The organism is Acetobacter fabarum, from assembly GCF_022483405.1.
GTDB lineage: Bacteria > Pseudomonadota > Alphaproteobacteria > Acetobacterales > Acetobacteraceae > Acetobacter > Acetobacter fabarum.
This window is the reverse complement of record NZ_JAKVNI010000001.1, coordinates 822,281-837,676: the sequence shown is the minus strand read 5'-3', so window position 1 is coordinate 837,676 and position 15,396 is coordinate 822,281. Positions and strand designations below refer to the sequence as shown.

Genomic DNA, 15,396 nt, shown 5'->3' with positions numbered 1-15,396 from the left:
TAACTGGCCTACCTTGCGTTCAGGTAAACGCCTTGTCCAGATAAGGGGAGGATGCGTCAAAGAACGCCTGATTTTCTTTAAGTTCCGTTGCAATCACATGCAGGCTGGCCAGCACACGCAGCATTTCCTCGCGCACGGACAGGTTGGTTTCGGCCTGCTCCATGCGCGAGAGGTATTCCACCGCCAGAGCCGCTGCCCGTGCTGTGCGGCCATACTGCCCACCATACCGGCCAGAAAACTGCTGCATGCGGTTCATCATGGCCTGTGTGGCATGCCGGGCATCAGCTGGCAGAATATTGCGCCCCAGAATAACGCGCAGGCGCAAAAGGTTAAGCTCTATGGTCATGCCCGAGAGCACACCGCTTACATACCGGTCACGCACGTAGGTGTTGCCATCATCTGTTGTCATGGATGCCAGCCGGACAAAGCCATCCACCCCGCGGCCGATCACTTCGGTCATGGGGGGGGCGGCACGGTGCTGGGCCAGCCTGCGCAGGCGGCGCAGAATACTCACGCGCAGGTCCCACCGCAGGCCATCCGGGTCAAACGGCAGGAAGAGCCGGTACATCCACATGGAAAAAACCATGGCCAGAAACAGCGGCAGCGCGGTGTTGAAAAACAGGATTTCGTCCATCCGGCCCTGATTCATCGGGCCGATAAGAATGGGCAGGAACAGGTTATACGCAACTGCCGCCAGTATGAGCGGGGGCCACGCAAAGGCCAGCCCCCCCACCAGCATGGGCACGGCCAGACACAGGGCCAGTGTTTCGTATATTGTTGGCTGGGCGATGACCCACAGATCAAGCAGCCCGCTCATGCCCACAACAAAAATCGTGCCGTGCAAAAACGCCTGCGTGGCTAGTGCAGGCTGCTCCAGCGTGGAGAACAGGGCACAGACAATGGAGACAAACATCATGAATGTCAGCCCGTCGGTCCAGCCCGTTGTAATCCAGATCAGCCCCGAAGCAAAAATGGTGACTGATGCCCGCAGGCTGTTGGTAAAGGCCATGCGCCAGTCCCGGTAACTGCGCATGGGGTACCTGAAGTGGTCATGCGGCGTCGGGTTGCGGCTCATCTCGAACTGTTCAATGGCCTGTTGCAACTCATCCAGAATGGCACCCAGCTTGTGGAGCAGCTGCCCCTCACGCGAGAGGCTACTCTCCTGTGCCACATCAATAGGCGGGTTGGTGGCCGCTATCATCTCCTGCTCAAGGCAGGTCGCCGCAAGCTGGGTGCAGGTGGCGCGCAGGGCGGTCAGGTCCCGCAGGACCGGGGCCACGGGCGACTCATCCGTCAGGCGCTGGGGAATGGTCTTTAAAAACCCGGCCACCTGCTGTGCAACCTGCAAATACTCCTTACCCTGACTTTCGGGCATGGAGAGCAGGGCACCAAGGTCCAGCCCACGGGACATAAGCACGGCTATGGCGGCAAGGGCGGCACGGGCATGGTCGCCCTCGTGCTGGTGTTCGCCCATTTCCACTTCCGCAAACTCGACCTGATCACTCAGGCCAACAATGGTGGTGAACACGTCGGGGGAATTGGCAACCGCGCGGCGGTCCCCCCCAAGCAGGCGCACAAGTGCTGGCACGGCACCATCAAGTGCCTGCACAAAATTGGTGGCAAGCCTGTTTCTGGCCCGCAGGCCAAGCCGGTACTGGAACAGGGAGGATATGGTGGTTTCCACCACAATACCCAGCGTAATATACGTGGCGCGCGCCATGGCGATATGGAAAATCTGGTCCGGGGCAGCTGCCCCATCAAGCGCGATAATGGCGTAGGTAAAACCCGAGGCCCGCATGCCATGAATACGGTAATTGGTCATGCTGGCAGGGCCGGGCAGCAGGGTGCCCACAAAGCAGAACCCGCCAATACCCACCGCAAGCCAGAAAATATAGAGCAGCGGGGACTGCGGCATGCTCCCGACAAGGATAAGCGCACACAATGTGCCCACCACCATGCCAAACATATGCCACCGCGCTTTGGCAATGGACTTGCCGCGCGTGCCCTGTGCCACCATCCACACGGTCAGGGCGGCCCATTGCGGGCTCCCCAACTCCCACCACAGGGCAATGCCAAGGGCTATAAGGGACGATATGGTGGTCCGGAGTGCATACCCGAAAGACAGCAGGTTAGGGGCAAACAGCCAGCGCAGCCTGCTCAGGTCACGCGGGGGGCCTCCCCCCTCGAGCGCCTGCCGGACAATGGTTTTGAAGGCCTGACAGAACTGGCCAAATGAAAACGCCGCAGCCTTCATGCCGCGTTCTGCCGGTCAGGACTGATCAGAGAGACTGCCATCTGCTTCTTCTTACCCCAAAGAAGCCCAAAAGCGTATTCACACCTCGTATGCCCTGTCCTGCACCCAGCGTTACGCACAGGACATGGCATACAAAAAAACGTCGTCCGCTTTTAGTCTTCGTAGGACAGCAGGCTTGTTACAGTCGTGTCCAGCTTGTCGCGGCCGCCAAGGCCTGTCAGTTCAACCAGCACGGATGCGCCAACAACCTCGGCCCCGGCTTTACGCAGCAGGTCGATGGAGGCAGCGAGCGTGCCACCGGTTGCCAGCAGGTCATCCATGACCACAACGCGCTGACCGGGCTTGACGGCATCAGCCTGAATTTCAAGCGTGTCGGAGCCATATTCCAGCTCATAGGTGTGCGAGATTGTCTTGCCCGGCAGTTTGCCGCTTTTACGCAGCATGAGCATGCCGCAGCCCATGCGGTCTGCAATCGGGGCGGCGGTCAGGAACCCGCGGGATTCCACTGCGGCCAGCAGGTCGGGCTGCAAGGGAGCAATCTGGCGCGTCAGGCGGCCCATGGCAATCTGCCATGCGTCGGGGTTCCGCATCAGGGTTGAAATATCGTAGAACAAAATACCCGGCTTGGGAAAATCGGGAATGTGACGGATGTAATCCTTAAGGTCGATATCCTGACGTCCCGTCATGGTATTTGACAATCCTTCATCCATGCGCCCAGCGTTGTGGAAGCGCGTTTTCCATCCTGCCTTATTCCCATAGGTCAAGCACCGCCGGCGAACAGTTCTGAGGCAACCGGCCCCGCTCTATCCCGCACGGGAGCGTTCCGCAAGGAAATATCCGGCTGGTCAGACCCCCGCGCGCGCACCCAGTGCCGCGGTTACGGCTTCCATCAGCCCATCGCGGCGGAAAGGTTTGGCCAGCAGGCGCACATTGGGCACGCTCCCCTCCGGCGGGGGGGAATCGGCTGTCAGGTCGCCCGACATATACACCACGGCCAGAGCAGGGTAGCGCTCCACCAGCACGCGCGAGAGGGTAACCCCGTCAAGCGGGCCGGGGAGCTGAATATCGGTCACCAGCAGGTCAAGCGTACCTTCCACCCCGGCGGCTGTATCAAACGCCTGTTCGCCGTCCCCCGCCTCCAGCACCTTGTGGCCTGCCATGCTCAGAATGGTCACGACAATATCGCGTATGGCGGCATCATCCTCCACCACAAGCACCTGCAGGCTGCGTGCCTGCGCCTGCGGGGCCGGGCTGGTGGGTCTGGCCAAAGCGGGCACGGCCTCGACTGCCGTGGCCTCCGCCCCGGCGCTGGCCGTTATGGCGCGTGGCAGCCACAACGAAACCTCGGTCCCGCTGCCACGCCCCGTTGCCACCACAACCCGGCCATTCACCTGCTGGGAAAAAGCCAGAACCATGGCCATGCCAAGGCCGGTACCCGCTCCCTCGCGCTTGGTGGTAAAGAACGGTTCGAACAGGCGGTCCATGACCTCCCGCGTCATGCCAAAACCGCTATCCACCACATCCAGCCGGACCCAGTCCCCTGCAGGCAGGGGGGAGGCATCAGAAACAACACGGATACTGCGCCCTTCCTCCACCGGCAGGCCCATCAGGTCAGCATTGACCGAGAACGTGACATTCCGCGCCGTAATGCGCAGCCGCCCGCCAGAAGGCATGGCATCCCGCGCATTGATGGCCAGATTAAGCACGGCACTTTCCAGCTGCGCGGGGTCTGCGCGGACAGGCCACACATCGGCCACAACACCGCACTCCACCACAATGCGCGGGCCGATGACACGCCCAAGCAACCCACCCAGAAAGGAGAACAGGTCCGATAGCCGCAACGAATCCGGCGCCCCACGCTGCCTGCGCATGAAGGAGAGGAGCTGCCCGGTCAGCGCTTCGGAACGATGCCCGGCATGTGTGGCCGCGGACAGGTATTCCTGCCGCTGCTCCACCTGATCCGGCTGATCATATTCCGCCGCGAGTTCCAGATTACCCAGAATAACCGTGAGCAGGTTTTTAAAGTCGTGGGCAATGCCTGCGGTCAACTGGCCAAGGGCACGCAGCTTCTGTGCCTCGCCCAGAGCGCGCTCACTGCGCAGGCGCATGGTAATATCTGCCGCAGTCAGCACAAACCCGCGCCGTTCGGCTGCACCATCGGGGGCAAAGAACAGCGTGCGGCACAGTTCTAGATCCGCGCCATTGCCGCCCTTGCACTCCACCACAACCGGCGGTGCCAGCTCCCCTTTGGACAGGCTGCTCTCAATATGTTCAAACGGTTCCAGCAGGGGCACGCCATCCACGACCAGCATGCCGCTCAGGGCATTGTAGGACAGGCCCGTGCGCAAAAAATCCTTGCCCAGACCAAGCACCGTGGCCAGTTGCTCGTTCCAGTGCCATAGCCGCCCATCCGCACCAAACACCGCAACGCCAAGGCTCAGACTGTCCAACGTGGCGCGCAGCCGCAACGCCAGATCACGCGAAGATGCCTCGGCCCGTGCTGCTGCAAGGGAGGAGCGGTCCAGCACCCAGCCTGCCGAGATCATGCTCAGCACACCAGTCAGAATACCCAGAACAGCCAGCCTGCGCTGCCAGCTTGTATTGCGCAGCATATTGGCAACCCGGTCCGCCTGATCAAGCGTACTGGCGCGGCTGAGCACAGACAGGTTCTGGTCCAGTGTGGCCAGCAGGGCAGCCCCGCCCTGCGGCATGGCCTCGGCCGATCGGGGCCATGCGCTAATGGTCTGGAGCTGTTTTTCCACCACCCCCAGCACTTCCTTGCGCCCGCTCCCTTCACGTAGCTGCACGGAGCGGAAGCCGTCAAACCCTGCGCGGGCATCGGAAAGCTGGGTAATGGCCTGTAGGTAACATTCGCCATCAGCCGGGTTATGTTCTGCCTCAAAGGCATAATGGCAGATACGGGCATTGCTGGTGGCGTGGTGCACGCCGCGCAAATAACTACCTGCGGCCGTGCTCTGGCGGTCCAGGTTGCCATGGCGGGCCATGTCGTTCCCGAGTTCTATGCCAATGCCACCAAAGGTCACAATCAGCACACCAGCCCCGATAAGAGCCAGAATATGAGCCCGTCTTGCTGGATGCCGTAGCATGTCAGGCATGCCCCCCATTATTTGTGTCCTGCCATCCCTGTGGGCATGACAGCTTGATCTTAACCGGGCAAGGCATGGCTGCCCATGCAGGATCAGGCAACATCATGCAAAGCGGGGCGGAATGTATGCATACACAGCATCATAAGCGCACCAAAGCCCATACAGCCAGCCATTGGTAACGAAGATGTGGCGGCAAACTGACCCACCAGCACCCCGGCCAGTGCGCCAAGCACGTACTGCAACGTGCCTGCAAGGGCGGATGCCGCCCCCGCCTGAGCCGGATGGTCGGCCAGAGCCATCATCATCGCATTGGGGAAAATAATACCCGTTGGTGCAAGGGCTATGACCATGGTCCCAATAACCAGCCACACCTCATACGGCCTGTACGCCACAGGCGCGTACCAACAACCCCACACGCTAACGCCCACCATCAGCACCGTGCCCAGAACCGACAGGGCCACAGCACCATGCAAAAGACGGGCCGGGTCCACCCGCCCGACCAGCAGGCCATTCACCTGTGATGCTCCGATCATGAACACGGACATGACCCCGAACAGCATGGAAAAATGCAATGGCGAAAAGTGGAAAAGCTGCACAAAAACAAACGGTGCTGCGGTCAGGTAACTGAAGGTCATAAATGTCGAAAACGCCGTGATCAGGGCGTAAATGCTGTAGCCCCTATCCCCCAGCAGGCCCACGTAGCGGGTCAGCAGGGTCATGGGGGAAAGGCTCTGGCGCTTCTGGTAAGGCAGTGTTTCAGGCAGGACCCACAGCACAAGCCCCACACAGACCAGCCCGTACACCGCCGAAGCCCAGAAAATAATCCGCCACGACACAAACTCCACCACCAGACCACCCAGCATGGGCGCCAGAATAGGCACCACCCCCATGACCATGATCAGGCGGGACATCATGCGTGCCCCCGCTGCCCGGTCGGACACCACATCACGCACACATGCTGTGGGCACAACCAGACTGGCCGATGCGCCAATAGACGCCACAAACCGGGCAGCGGAAAACAGCGTAATATCCGGTGCAAATGCACAAACGGCAGACGCCACCGCATACAGCACGTTCCCCACCAGCAGGGGCATGCGCCGGCCATACCGGTCTGCCAGCGGCCCTACGCTCAACTGCCCTATGGCAAGCCCCACAAACCAGATGGCCAGCGTAAACTGCACATTGCCCGCACTGGTATGAAAACTCTGCTCCATGGCCGGGAAGGCGGGCAGATAAATATCGGTAGAAATAGGCCCAACAGCAGTCAGGAACCCAAGCAGAAGGGACAGCCAGCCCGGCACACCCTGTGCAAAAGCCGGCCCCGGCGTACCCTGCGCCGTAGGGGATGAGGAAGAAGACGTCATACCCGGCCCTCCGGGTGTGCCGAATGAGATAAGTGCCGCAAAAAATTCATCCCATAATGGAAAAACTATTGAGGAACAGGGCCGTATTCATAACAGGCAGATACTGGTGGCCTGCCTGCACACAACGCTCCGGGCCTAGCCCTGCGTACTGGCCCGGGCAATACGGGCGTGCCGCCACAGCCACCAGCCCAGCACGGCAGAAAAGGCAAACAGACCGGCCCCCGCGCCATACTGCCAAGCCGCCCCCACCTGCACACCAGCCCCAAGCAGCACCGCAACGGCGTTCTGGGGCAGCGCACCCAGCAGGGTTGCCGCAAAGAATGGCCATACAGCCATACCGGACACACCTCCGAGCAGGTTGAGCAGCAGGGCCGACCCAACAGGCAGCAGGCGCAATGTCAGAATACTCAGGAAGGGCTTATGGGTTAAAAACGCGTCCAGCTTTTCAAACCGTGGTCCAAGGCGAGCCTGCGCCCATGAACGACCACCCCAGCGGGCCCACAAAAAACCGGCCACACACCCTAATGTAGAAGCTATGGTGATCATGGCAAGCCCTTCGGCCACACCATAGGCCAGCCCTGCGGCAAAGCCGGCAACCTGCCGGGGCAGCCCAAAAGCACACCAGACCGTTGCCCCTGCCACAAACACCAGCCGGCCGCCCACGCCCGCGCGCAGCATATCCGTACTGCCCAGCACCTGCTCCAGGGCAGGCACATGCCGCAACCCGATTGCCCCCACCACCAGAATAAGCAGCATTAGCAAAGGTTTGAACACGACCCTGGCGGGCTGCTCCGGTGCAGGAGTGGCTGGTTCCATCCCTTGGGCGCTAGCATCTTCTTGCCGCGGCCCGCAAGCTGGCTGTAAACCCTAGCCATAAAGTTTAACCCAAGCGCAAAAGAGTGCCATGCCCACCACGCCCCAGCGCCAGCAAGACATGACGCCTGCCCACCGCCGCCTGATTTCGGGCTGGCTGTTCCTTCTGTGTTTCATGTTGCTGGGCATGATCGCCATTGGCGGCGTGACCCGCCTGACCGGCTCTGGCCTGTCCATTATGGACTGGCAGCCCGTGAGCGGCATGATCCCGCCCCTGTCCCACGCAGAGTGGGAGCGCCTGTTTGCGCTGTATCAGACCATTCCCCAGTACCACCTCCAGCATGAAGGGTTCGGGCTGGAAGGATTCCAGAAAATATTCTGGGCCGAATGGATCCACCGCTTCTGGGGCCGCCTTATGGGGCTGGTGCTGCTGGCACCACTGGTCTGGTTTGTTATCCGGGGCATGATCACCCGCCGCCTTGCCGTGCGCCTGTTCGTGTTTTTCATTCTCGGAGCGCTTCAGGGCGCCATTGGCTGGTTTATGGTGGCCTCGGGCTTCCGGGCCAACAGCACGGCGGTTGAGCCGGTACGACTCGTGCTGCATCTGAGTGCCGCTCTACTGCTGTATGGGGCCATTCTGTGGACTGCGTTTTCCATCCGCTGGCCCCAGCCTGAACCCACGCCCTTTACGCCCGGTGTCAAACTCACCCGGCGTCTGGCGTGCCTGAGCATCGGGTTGCTGTGCATCACCATTATTGCGGGCGGCTTTACGGCGGGCACTCATGCGGGCTTTTTGTTCAACACCTTCCCGCTCATGGACGGGCACCTTGTTCCGGCTGACTACGCCCAGCTTTCCCCCCTGTGGATGAACTGGATCGTCAACAAGGCCGCCATCCAGTTTGACCACCGCCTGCTGGCCACCCTGACCGCGCTGAGCATTGGCGCGGTGCTGCTGGCCGGGCTGCGGCGGGGTGCGGGGCTTGGCCCACAGGCGCAGAACGGCATTATTCTGCTCGGCTGGGCCGTGCTGGTGCAGTATGCGCTGGGGGTTACCACCCTGCTGCTGGTTGTGCCGGTATGGGCCGGGGCCGTACACCAGACCTTTGCCGCCGTGCTGCTGGGGGTCATGCTGTATGTGCTGCACACCCTGCGCCGTGGCAGGCCGCAGGGCTGAAGCAGAGCCCAATGATTTCCCACGCCGGTCATTTTCCTGTTGCGCTGACAAAACAGGACGGTATTCTACCGGGCATGATCTCCGACCGGTTCATGTCCGATTCCCTCAAGACCCGCGTAACAGCGGCTCAGGGCGGCGTGGCTTTTCGTCTGGACCTTCTCCTTCGACTTATCAGCCCCTGAGCGATCCGGGTGGCCATGTGCTGCCGCGCCCAGGGGATTTTGCAAGTGAGAGCGCCTGTGTGCGGCACAGGCAAACATAAGGCGTGACAAGCCTTTGGCAGCGCCAGACCAAAGTCAATTCAGGAACATTTTTCATGTCTGCTGATCAGTCCAGCTTCAATCACCCATCCTTTGGCCGCATGACGGCTGAGCGTGTCATTATTTTTGACACCACCTTGCGTGACGGCGAACAGTCCCCCGGTTTTTCCATGAACCTGGCCGAAAAGCTGCGCATGGCCGAAGCTCTGGCAACATTGGGTGTGGATGTGATTGAGGCGGGTTTTCCCGTTGCCTCCAAGGGTGACTTTGAATCCGTGAACGAAATTGCCCGCCACACCAAGGGGGCCGTTATCTGCGCGCTCGCACGCAGTGGGGGAGCAAAGGATATTGCTGCGGCAGGCGAGGCACTGGCACCGGCAGAGCGCAAGCGTATCCACAACTTTATTTCCACCTCCCCGCTGCACATGAAGTACAAGCTGCGCATGGAGCCGGAAACCGTTCTGGACCTGATTACCACCGGCAACACCGCCGCACGTAACCTGACAGATGACGTGGAATGGTCCGCCGAGGATGGCTCCCGCACCGACCCGGATTTTCTGTGCCGCTGCGTGGAAGCCGCGATCAAGGCCGGGGCCACCACCATCAACGTGCCCGATACGGTCGGATACGCGACCCCCGAAGACATGGAAAAAATCTTTTCCATGCTGCGCGAACGTGTGCCGGGTGCGGATCAGGTCATTTTTTCTGCCCATAACCATAACGACCTGGGCTTGGGCGTTGCCAATACGCTGGCCTCCCTGCGCGGTGGCGCACGGCAGGTGGAATGCACCATTAACGGCATTGGGGAACGCGCAGGGAACGCCGCACTGGAAGAAATTGTGATGGCGCTGCGCACACGCCACGACCAGTACCCCTACACCACCAACATCCAGACCACCGACCTGCTCAAGGTCTCCCGCATGCTGGCCACCATTACCAGCTTTGACGTGCAGCCCAACAAGGCCATTGTGGGCCGCAACGCCTTTGCACATGAAAGTGGCATTCATCAGGACGGGGTGCTGAAAAACGCCGCAACCTATGAAATCATGACCCCCGAAAGCGTGGGCTGGAGCCGCTCTTCTCTGGTTATGGGCAAGCATTCGGGCCGTGCCGCCTTCCGCGACAAGCTCAAGGCGCTGGGCTATGCGGACATGGATGACACCCGCCTGAACGAAGCGTTCTCCCGCTTCAAGGATCTGGCTGACCGCAAGAAGGTCGTTTACGACGATGACATTGTCGCACTGGTTGATGATGAAGCCCGTGACCACGACCATATCCGCTTTGCAGCCCTGAGCCTGACATCCACCTCGGGCAAACCTTCCGAAGTGGACCTGACCATTCAGGTCGATGGCAAGGACGTGCAGACCAATGCCAGCGGCAACGGGCCGGTGGACGCCGCCTTTAACGCGCTGCGTCTGGCGTTCCCGCATGAGGCCCGTCTGGCGCTGTTCAGCGTTGGTGCGGTAACGGAAGGTACGGATGCACAGGCCCGCACCACAGTCCGGCTGGAAGAAGATGGCAAGCTGGTTGATGGCCAGGGCGCGGATGCAGATACCGTTGTGTCCGCCGTGCGCGCTTACGTGCATGCCCTGAACAAGCTGTTGGTCAAACGTGCGCGCACCGCGCCCGAAGCCCTGACCGCCTGAGCCGCGCCCATTGGGGGCCTGCGCCCCCATATAACGAGGCAGATACCCCGCCGCATAAGAAAATTATGCGGAAGTTTATGAACTGAGGGCTTGTCTGCCTCGCTATGCCCCGTTAATCCGTGCAAATATATTGACCAAAGCGACCGTTGGGGTCCCTTTTGTTTGCCTGCCCCTTCCGCACAGTCGCGTAGTGCCGCCTCAACCAGGAGTCCTGGATGTTCTCTCGTCTGCTCGGTCTTATGTCTGCGGACATGGCCATTGATCTCGGTACTGCCAATACCCTTGTGTATGTCAAAGGGCGTGGCATTGTACTGAACGAACCCTCGGTCGTGGCGATTGCAGACATACGTGGCAAAAAGCAGCTTCTGGCTGTGGGGGAAGAAGCCAAGCAGATGGTCGGGCGCACACCGGGCAACATTGCCGCCATCCGCCCCATGCGCGATGGGGTGATTGCCGACTTTGATGTTGCGGAAGAAATGATCAAACATTTCATTCGCAAGGTGCATAACCGCCGGGCCTTTGCCAGCCCGCAGATTATTGTATGCGTGCCCTCCGGCTCCACAGCCGTTGAGCGCCGCGCCATTCAGGAAAGTGCCGAGAGCGCCGGTGCACGCCGGGTCTTCCTGATTGAGGAACCCATGGCCGCCGCCATTGGTGCGGGCCTGCCCGTAACCGAGCCTTCTGGCAGCATGATTGTGGATATTGGCGGTGGCACTACGGAAGTGGCCGTTATATCCCTTGGCGGCATTGTCTATGCCCGCTCGGTCCGCGTTGGCGGGGATAAAATGGATGAAGCCATTATCTCCTACATCCGCCGGGCCTATAACCTGCTGATCGGTGAAAGCTCGGCAGAGCGGATTAAAATCAACCTTGGTGCGGCCCTCCCCCCGGATGACCCGGAAGACAGCGGCCCCTGGCTGGACGTAAAGGGCCGGGACCTGATCAACGGTGTCCCGCGCGAGGTTCAGGTCTCTCAGGCCCAGATTGCCGAAAGCCTGATGGAGCCGATCAGCCAGATTGTGGATGCGGTCAAGACCGCGCTGGAAAACACCCCGCCCGAACTGGCGGCAGATATTGTGGACAAGGGCATTGTCCTGACCGGTGGCGGCGCATTGCTGTACCGCATGGCCGATGTGCTGCGTCTGGCAACCGGGCTGCCGGTCACCGTGGCAGAAGACGCCCTTTCCTGCGTGGCGCTGGGTACGGGCCGTGCACTGGAAGAAATGAAGCGTCTGCGCAATGTGCTGACCACCATGTACTAACGTCCCGGTTCAGCCACCCCGGCCACTTTGCGGTGCGTGGCTGAATCTGGTTCTTTATGCCGTCAGATATAAGGGCATCCGGTTTTCCATGGTCCCGGTTTCCATTCAGGTAAGGCAGGCATTGAGCAAACTGGTTCTGCCAGTTCTGCTGCTCATGTCTGTCGGGATCATTATTGCCGGGCAGGCCGACCGCCCTTTGGCAGACAAGGCACGCATGCGTGTGGCCGACGTGCTGGCCCCCCTGTGGAGCCTGCTCTCACGCACCCAGACCGACAGCGAACGCTTTGTGCACGGGATACAGGAAGCCCGTAATCTGGCGGAAGAAAACCACCGCCTGAGTGCTGAAAACGCCAACCTGCGGCGCTGGTACGAAGTTGCCGTCTCCCTCGCACGGGAGAATGATACCCTCAAAACCGAACTGCACTGGGTGCCCGAACCCACACCCGCATTTGTAACCGGCCGGGTAGTGGCCGACAGCGGGGGGATTTACGCCCGCGCCGTACTGCTGGTAGCAGGAACAACCAGTGGCGTACAGGTTGGCAACATAGCACTGGCCTCCAGCGGGCTGGCCGGGCGGGTTACGGAAGTTGGCGCGCATGCCGCACGCATCCTGCTGATTACCGACATTGCCAGCCGCCTGCCGGTGGAGCTGGAATCCAGCCATGCCGCGGCCATTATGGTGGGGGACAACTCCCCCCTGCCCCGCCTGCTCTATTATTCGCAGGATACCCGCCCCATAGAGGGTGAGCGGGTTGTGACCTCCGATCAGGCTGGGGCTTTTCCCTCTGGCATTCCCATTGGCAGCGTGCATTACCTACACCCCGGCCAGCCCGTGGTGCAGCCTTTTGCCAGGCTGGACAGGCTGACCATGCTGCGCGTGTTTGACTTTGGGCAATCCGAGATAGAACCGCCCGAAGCCCCCGGCCATGTGCCGCTAACCCGCCCGCACCGTGCCCTTACGCTGCCATTTAAAACCCTGCTTGGTCCGGGGCAGGAGGGATAACGGCATGTCTGACCCCCACCAGCCCCGCTGGGAACATGATACCGAAACCCAGCTGACATCCCGCCAGCGACTCGACCGTACGGCGCGGCATCTTCTGCCGTCCGTTTTTACGGCGCTGGTCATTATTTTTTTCTCGGCCCCCCTGACTGTTCCCGGAGCGGCGGAGTTGCTCCCGGCCATTGTTATCAACACGATTTTTTTCTGGTCCGTGTGGCGGCCCTCCGGCATGCCCTCGCTGGCCGTGTTCCTGCTTGGGCTTTTTATGGACCTTGTGGGGTTTACACCGCTGGGGGTGAGCGCCTTTATTCTATTACTGGTGCATGGCATTGGCAGTTATGCCCGTTTTGGTCTCATGCGGATGAATTTTTTAGTGGTGTGGTGCCTGTTTGGACTGGTAGGAGCGGCTGCAGCGGCATTGCAGTGGGCGCTGGCCTGCCTGTTCCGGCTCCATCTGCTTGATCCCGCACCCGCCTTTTTTGAAGCCTTGCTCTGCATAGGGGTCTATCCGTTGCTTTCCGCCACTTTCTCGTGGTTCCTGCATATTCTGGACGAGAAGGACACGCCATGACCGCATGGGAGGTGCTCCCATGTGGCTAAAGCGGCGTAAACGCGAGAACCGCCGCTTGATGCCGATCCGGGATCAGAAGGACCCGGCACGCGGCGTATTTACCCGCCGCGCCCTGCTGTGCATGGCGGTACAGGCCGGGGCCATGGGCGAGCTGGCGCGCCGCCTGTACCATATCCAGATCAATGATGGTGACCACTATGCCCGCATGGCGGCCAACAACCGCGTAAGCAAGCGCCTGCTGGCCCCACCGCGTGGGCGCATTGTGGACCGCTACGGCATTGCCCTTGCCAACAACAAGGAAAACTGGCGCGCACTCCTGATGCCGGAGGAAACAACCGACGTTGCCGGCACCATAGAGCGCTTTTCCACCCTGATCCCGCTTGATGAGCGTGACCGCAACCGCATTGCGCGCGAGATGCGCCACCAGCGCCGGTTTGTGCCTGTGATGCTGCGGGACTTCCTCTCCTGGGATGAAATGGCGCGGATCGAGCTCAACGCGCCCTCTCTGCCGGGTGTGCTGATAGATGTGGGCACACGCCGCGTGTACCCAGAAGGGGAACTGCTGGCCCATATTATCGGCTATGTTGCCCCCCCTAACGAGAACGACGTGGCACATTCCACCCTGCTGGCCCTACCGGGCATGCGGGTTGGCCGCGCGGGCATAGAACAGAATCAGGACGAGAAACTGCGCGGCACCGCAGGTTCGGTGGAAATGGAGGTCAACGCCGTTGGCCGCGTAATTTCCGAGCTGAACCGCGAAGAAGGCGTGCCGGGGGAAGAAATCTCCCTGACCATAGACCGCGGACTGCAACAAAGGGTGCTCAACCACATAGGGGACCAGACCGCCTCCGCCGTGGTGCTGGACTGCCATAATGGCGAGGTGCTGGCCATGGTCAGCACGCCCTCGTTCGATCCATCCCTGTTTGATAGCGGTGTCAGCCACGCGCAGTGGATTGAATGGACCAACAACCAGCACACCCCACTTATTAACAAGGCTGTGGCGGGTGTTTACCCACCGGGCTCCACCTTCAAACCCGCTGTAGCCATGGCCGCACTGGAGTCGGGGCTGATCTCCCCCACCGATCGGGTTTTCTGCCCCGGTCATCTGGATGTAGGGGGCACGCGCTTCCACTGCTGGTCACGCTGGGGGCATGGGTCGGTTGACCTGCATCTGGCGCTCAAATACTCCTGCGACGTCTATTTTTACGAAATTGCCCGCCGGATCGGCATGGACCGTATTGCCGAAACCGCACACCGCATGGGCCTTGGCGTACCGCTGGATATTGAACTCCCCCATACCCGCACGGGCCTCATCCCCACCCCCGCATGGCGTCAGGCCCACCACCACCACTGGAACGGGGGGGATACCATTGTCAGCGGGATCGGGCAGGGGTTCATACAGGTTACCCCCCTGCAACTGGCCACCTACACCGCCCGCATGGCCACCGGCCGGGCCGTGCAGCCCCACCTTATGCGCGCCATTAATGGCGAGATCAGCCCGATGGCCAGCCCCGAGCACTGGCCCAGCCTGAACATGCCCGAAAAATATCTGGAAGCCCTGCGGGCAGGCATGTTTGCCGTGGTGAACGAACCCCACGGCACGGCCCCCAAGGCCCAGCTTGACCTGCCGGGCATTACCATGGCGGGTAAAACGGGTTCGGCCCAGGTGCGCCACGTCTCCCGCGCATTGCGTGAGAGCGGGCATTTCAACTCCGCCAACCTGCCGTGGGAATACCGCCCCCACGCGCTGTTCATCTGCTTTGCCCCGTATGATGCACCCCGCTACGCCGTATCGGTCGTGATTGAGCACGGCAACGCAGGGGCAGACGCCGCCGCACCACTGGCGCGCAACATCATGCGCGACACACTCCTGCGCGACCCTTCCAACCACACCACACCCCCGCCAGAAAGCGTGGCCGCTGTGGATGACAGCTTTGAATAACCC

The 15,396-nt window shown here is 61.0% G+C and carries 12 protein-coding genes; 7 read left to right on the top strand and 5 right to left on the bottom strand.

Annotation, left to right across the window (positions count from 1 at the left end; genetic code table 11):
* Positions 1–19 precede the first annotated feature (19 nt).
* The 5 genes from LKE65_RS04110 to LKE65_RS04090 form a co-directional block, all read right to left on the bottom strand.
* Positions 20–2,254, bottom strand: a complete 2,235-nt coding sequence (locus tag LKE65_RS04110) for an FUSC family protein (RefSeq protein WP_086646964.1) — start codon at positions 2,252–2,254, stop codon at positions 20–22.
* A gap of 152 nt (positions 2,255–2,406) precedes the next feature.
* Positions 2,407–2,940, bottom strand: a complete 534-nt coding sequence (locus LKE65_RS04105; protein WP_086646965.1) for an adenine phosphoribosyltransferase — start codon at positions 2,938–2,940, stop codon at positions 2,407–2,409.
* A 159-nt stretch (positions 2,941–3,099) separates the two neighbouring features.
* Positions 3,100–5,361: an ATP-binding protein gene (locus LKE65_RS04100; protein WP_341461204.1), complete on the bottom strand. Its 2,262-nt coding sequence runs from the start codon at positions 5,359–5,361 to the stop codon at positions 3,100–3,102.
* Positions 5,362–5,453: 92 nt separating this feature from the next.
* Positions 5,454–6,725 (bottom strand): multidrug effflux MFS transporter, encoded by a 1,272-nt coding sequence (locus tag LKE65_RS04095; protein WP_086646966.1) that lies wholly within the window; start codon positions 6,723–6,725, stop codon positions 5,454–5,456.
* Between the two features lie 135 nt (positions 6,726–6,860).
* Positions 6,861–7,481 carry a TVP38/TMEM64 family protein gene (locus LKE65_RS04090; RefSeq protein WP_278740539.1) on the bottom strand — a complete coding sequence of 207 codons (621 nt, stop codon included), beginning with the start codon at positions 7,479–7,481 and terminating at the stop codon, positions 6,861–6,863.
* Positions 7,482–7,659: 178 nt separating this feature from the next.
* Between LKE65_RS04090 and LKE65_RS04085 the strand changes: the two genes are divergently transcribed.
* The 7 genes from LKE65_RS04085 to mrdA all read left to right on the top strand — a co-directional run bounded on the left by LKE65_RS04085 (position 7,660) and on the right by mrdA (position 15,393).
* Positions 7,660–8,712: a COX15/CtaA family protein gene (locus LKE65_RS04085; protein WP_194301368.1), complete on the top strand. Its 1,053-nt coding sequence runs from the start codon at positions 7,660–7,662 to the stop codon at positions 8,710–8,712.
* Positions 8,713–8,723: 11 nt separating this feature from the next.
* Positions 8,724–8,894: a hypothetical protein gene (locus LKE65_RS04080; protein WP_158093057.1), complete on the top strand. Its 171-nt coding sequence runs from the start codon at positions 8,724–8,726 to the stop codon at positions 8,892–8,894.
* A 134-nt stretch (positions 8,895–9,028) separates the two neighbouring features.
* Entirely contained in the window at positions 9,029–10,618 is a 1,590-nt protein-coding gene (locus LKE65_RS04075) for a 2-isopropylmalate synthase (RefSeq protein ID WP_165925880.1), read from the top strand.
* Between the two features lie 215 nt (positions 10,619–10,833).
* Positions 10,834–11,880, top strand: a complete 1,047-nt coding sequence (locus tag LKE65_RS04070; RefSeq protein WP_095350065.1) for a rod shape-determining protein — start codon at positions 10,834–10,836, stop codon at positions 11,878–11,880.
* Between the two features lie 88 nt (positions 11,881–11,968).
* On the top strand, positions 11,969–12,883 hold the full coding sequence (mreC, locus tag LKE65_RS04065) for a rod shape-determining protein MreC (RefSeq protein WP_086646970.1): 915 nt from the start codon (positions 11,969–11,971) through the stop codon (positions 12,881–12,883).
* Positions 12,884–12,887: 4 nt separating this feature from the next.
* Positions 12,888–13,451: a rod shape-determining protein MreD gene (locus tag LKE65_RS04060; protein WP_086646971.1), complete on the top strand. Its 564-nt coding sequence runs from the start codon at positions 12,888–12,890 to the stop codon at positions 13,449–13,451.
* Between the two features lie 19 nt (positions 13,452–13,470).
* Positions 13,471–15,393 (top strand): penicillin-binding protein 2, encoded by a 1,923-nt coding sequence (mrdA, locus tag LKE65_RS04055; protein WP_086646977.1) that lies wholly within the window; start codon positions 13,471–13,473, stop codon positions 15,391–15,393.
* The last annotated feature ends 3 nt before the right edge of the window (positions 15,394–15,396 follow it).

Coding starts and splice junctions, on each gene's coding strand:
- LKE65_RS04090 (WP_278740539.1), bottom strand. CDS start 7,481: ATGCTGCTTATTCTGGTGGTGGGGGCAATCGGGTTGCGGCATGTGCCT.
- mrdA (WP_086646977.1), top strand. CDS start 13,471: ATGTGGCTAAAGCGGCGTAAACGCGAGAACCGCCGCTTGATGCCGATC.
- LKE65_RS04095 (WP_086646966.1), bottom strand. CDS start 6,725: ATGACGTCTTCTTCCTCATCCCCTACGGCGCAGGGTACGCCGGGGCCG.
- LKE65_RS04075 (WP_165925880.1), top strand. CDS start 9,029: ATGTCTGCTGATCAGTCCAGCTTCAATCACCCATCCTTTGGCCGCATG.
- LKE65_RS04110 (WP_086646964.1), bottom strand. CDS start 2,254: ATGAAGGCTGCGGCGTTTTCATTTGGCCAGTTCTGTCAGGCCTTCAAA.
- LKE65_RS04070 (WP_095350065.1), top strand. CDS start 10,834: ATGTTCTCTCGTCTGCTCGGTCTTATGTCTGCGGACATGGCCATTGAT.
- LKE65_RS04105 (WP_086646965.1), bottom strand. CDS start 2,940: ATGACGGGACGTCAGGATATCGACCTTAAGGATTACATCCGTCACATT.
- LKE65_RS04060 (WP_086646971.1), top strand. CDS start 12,888: ATGTCTGACCCCCACCAGCCCCGCTGGGAACATGATACCGAAACCCAG.
- LKE65_RS04100 (WP_341461204.1), bottom strand. CDS start 5,361: ATGCTACGGCATCCAGCAAGACGGGCTCATATTCTGGCTCTTATCGGG.
- LKE65_RS04080 (WP_158093057.1), top strand. CDS start 8,724: ATGATTTCCCACGCCGGTCATTTTCCTGTTGCGCTGACAAAACAGGAC.
- LKE65_RS04085 (WP_194301368.1), top strand. CDS start 7,660: ATGACGCCTGCCCACCGCCGCCTGATTTCGGGCTGGCTGTTCCTTCTG.
- mreC (WP_086646970.1), top strand. CDS start 11,969: ATGGTCCCGGTTTCCATTCAGGTAAGGCAGGCATTGAGCAAACTGGTT.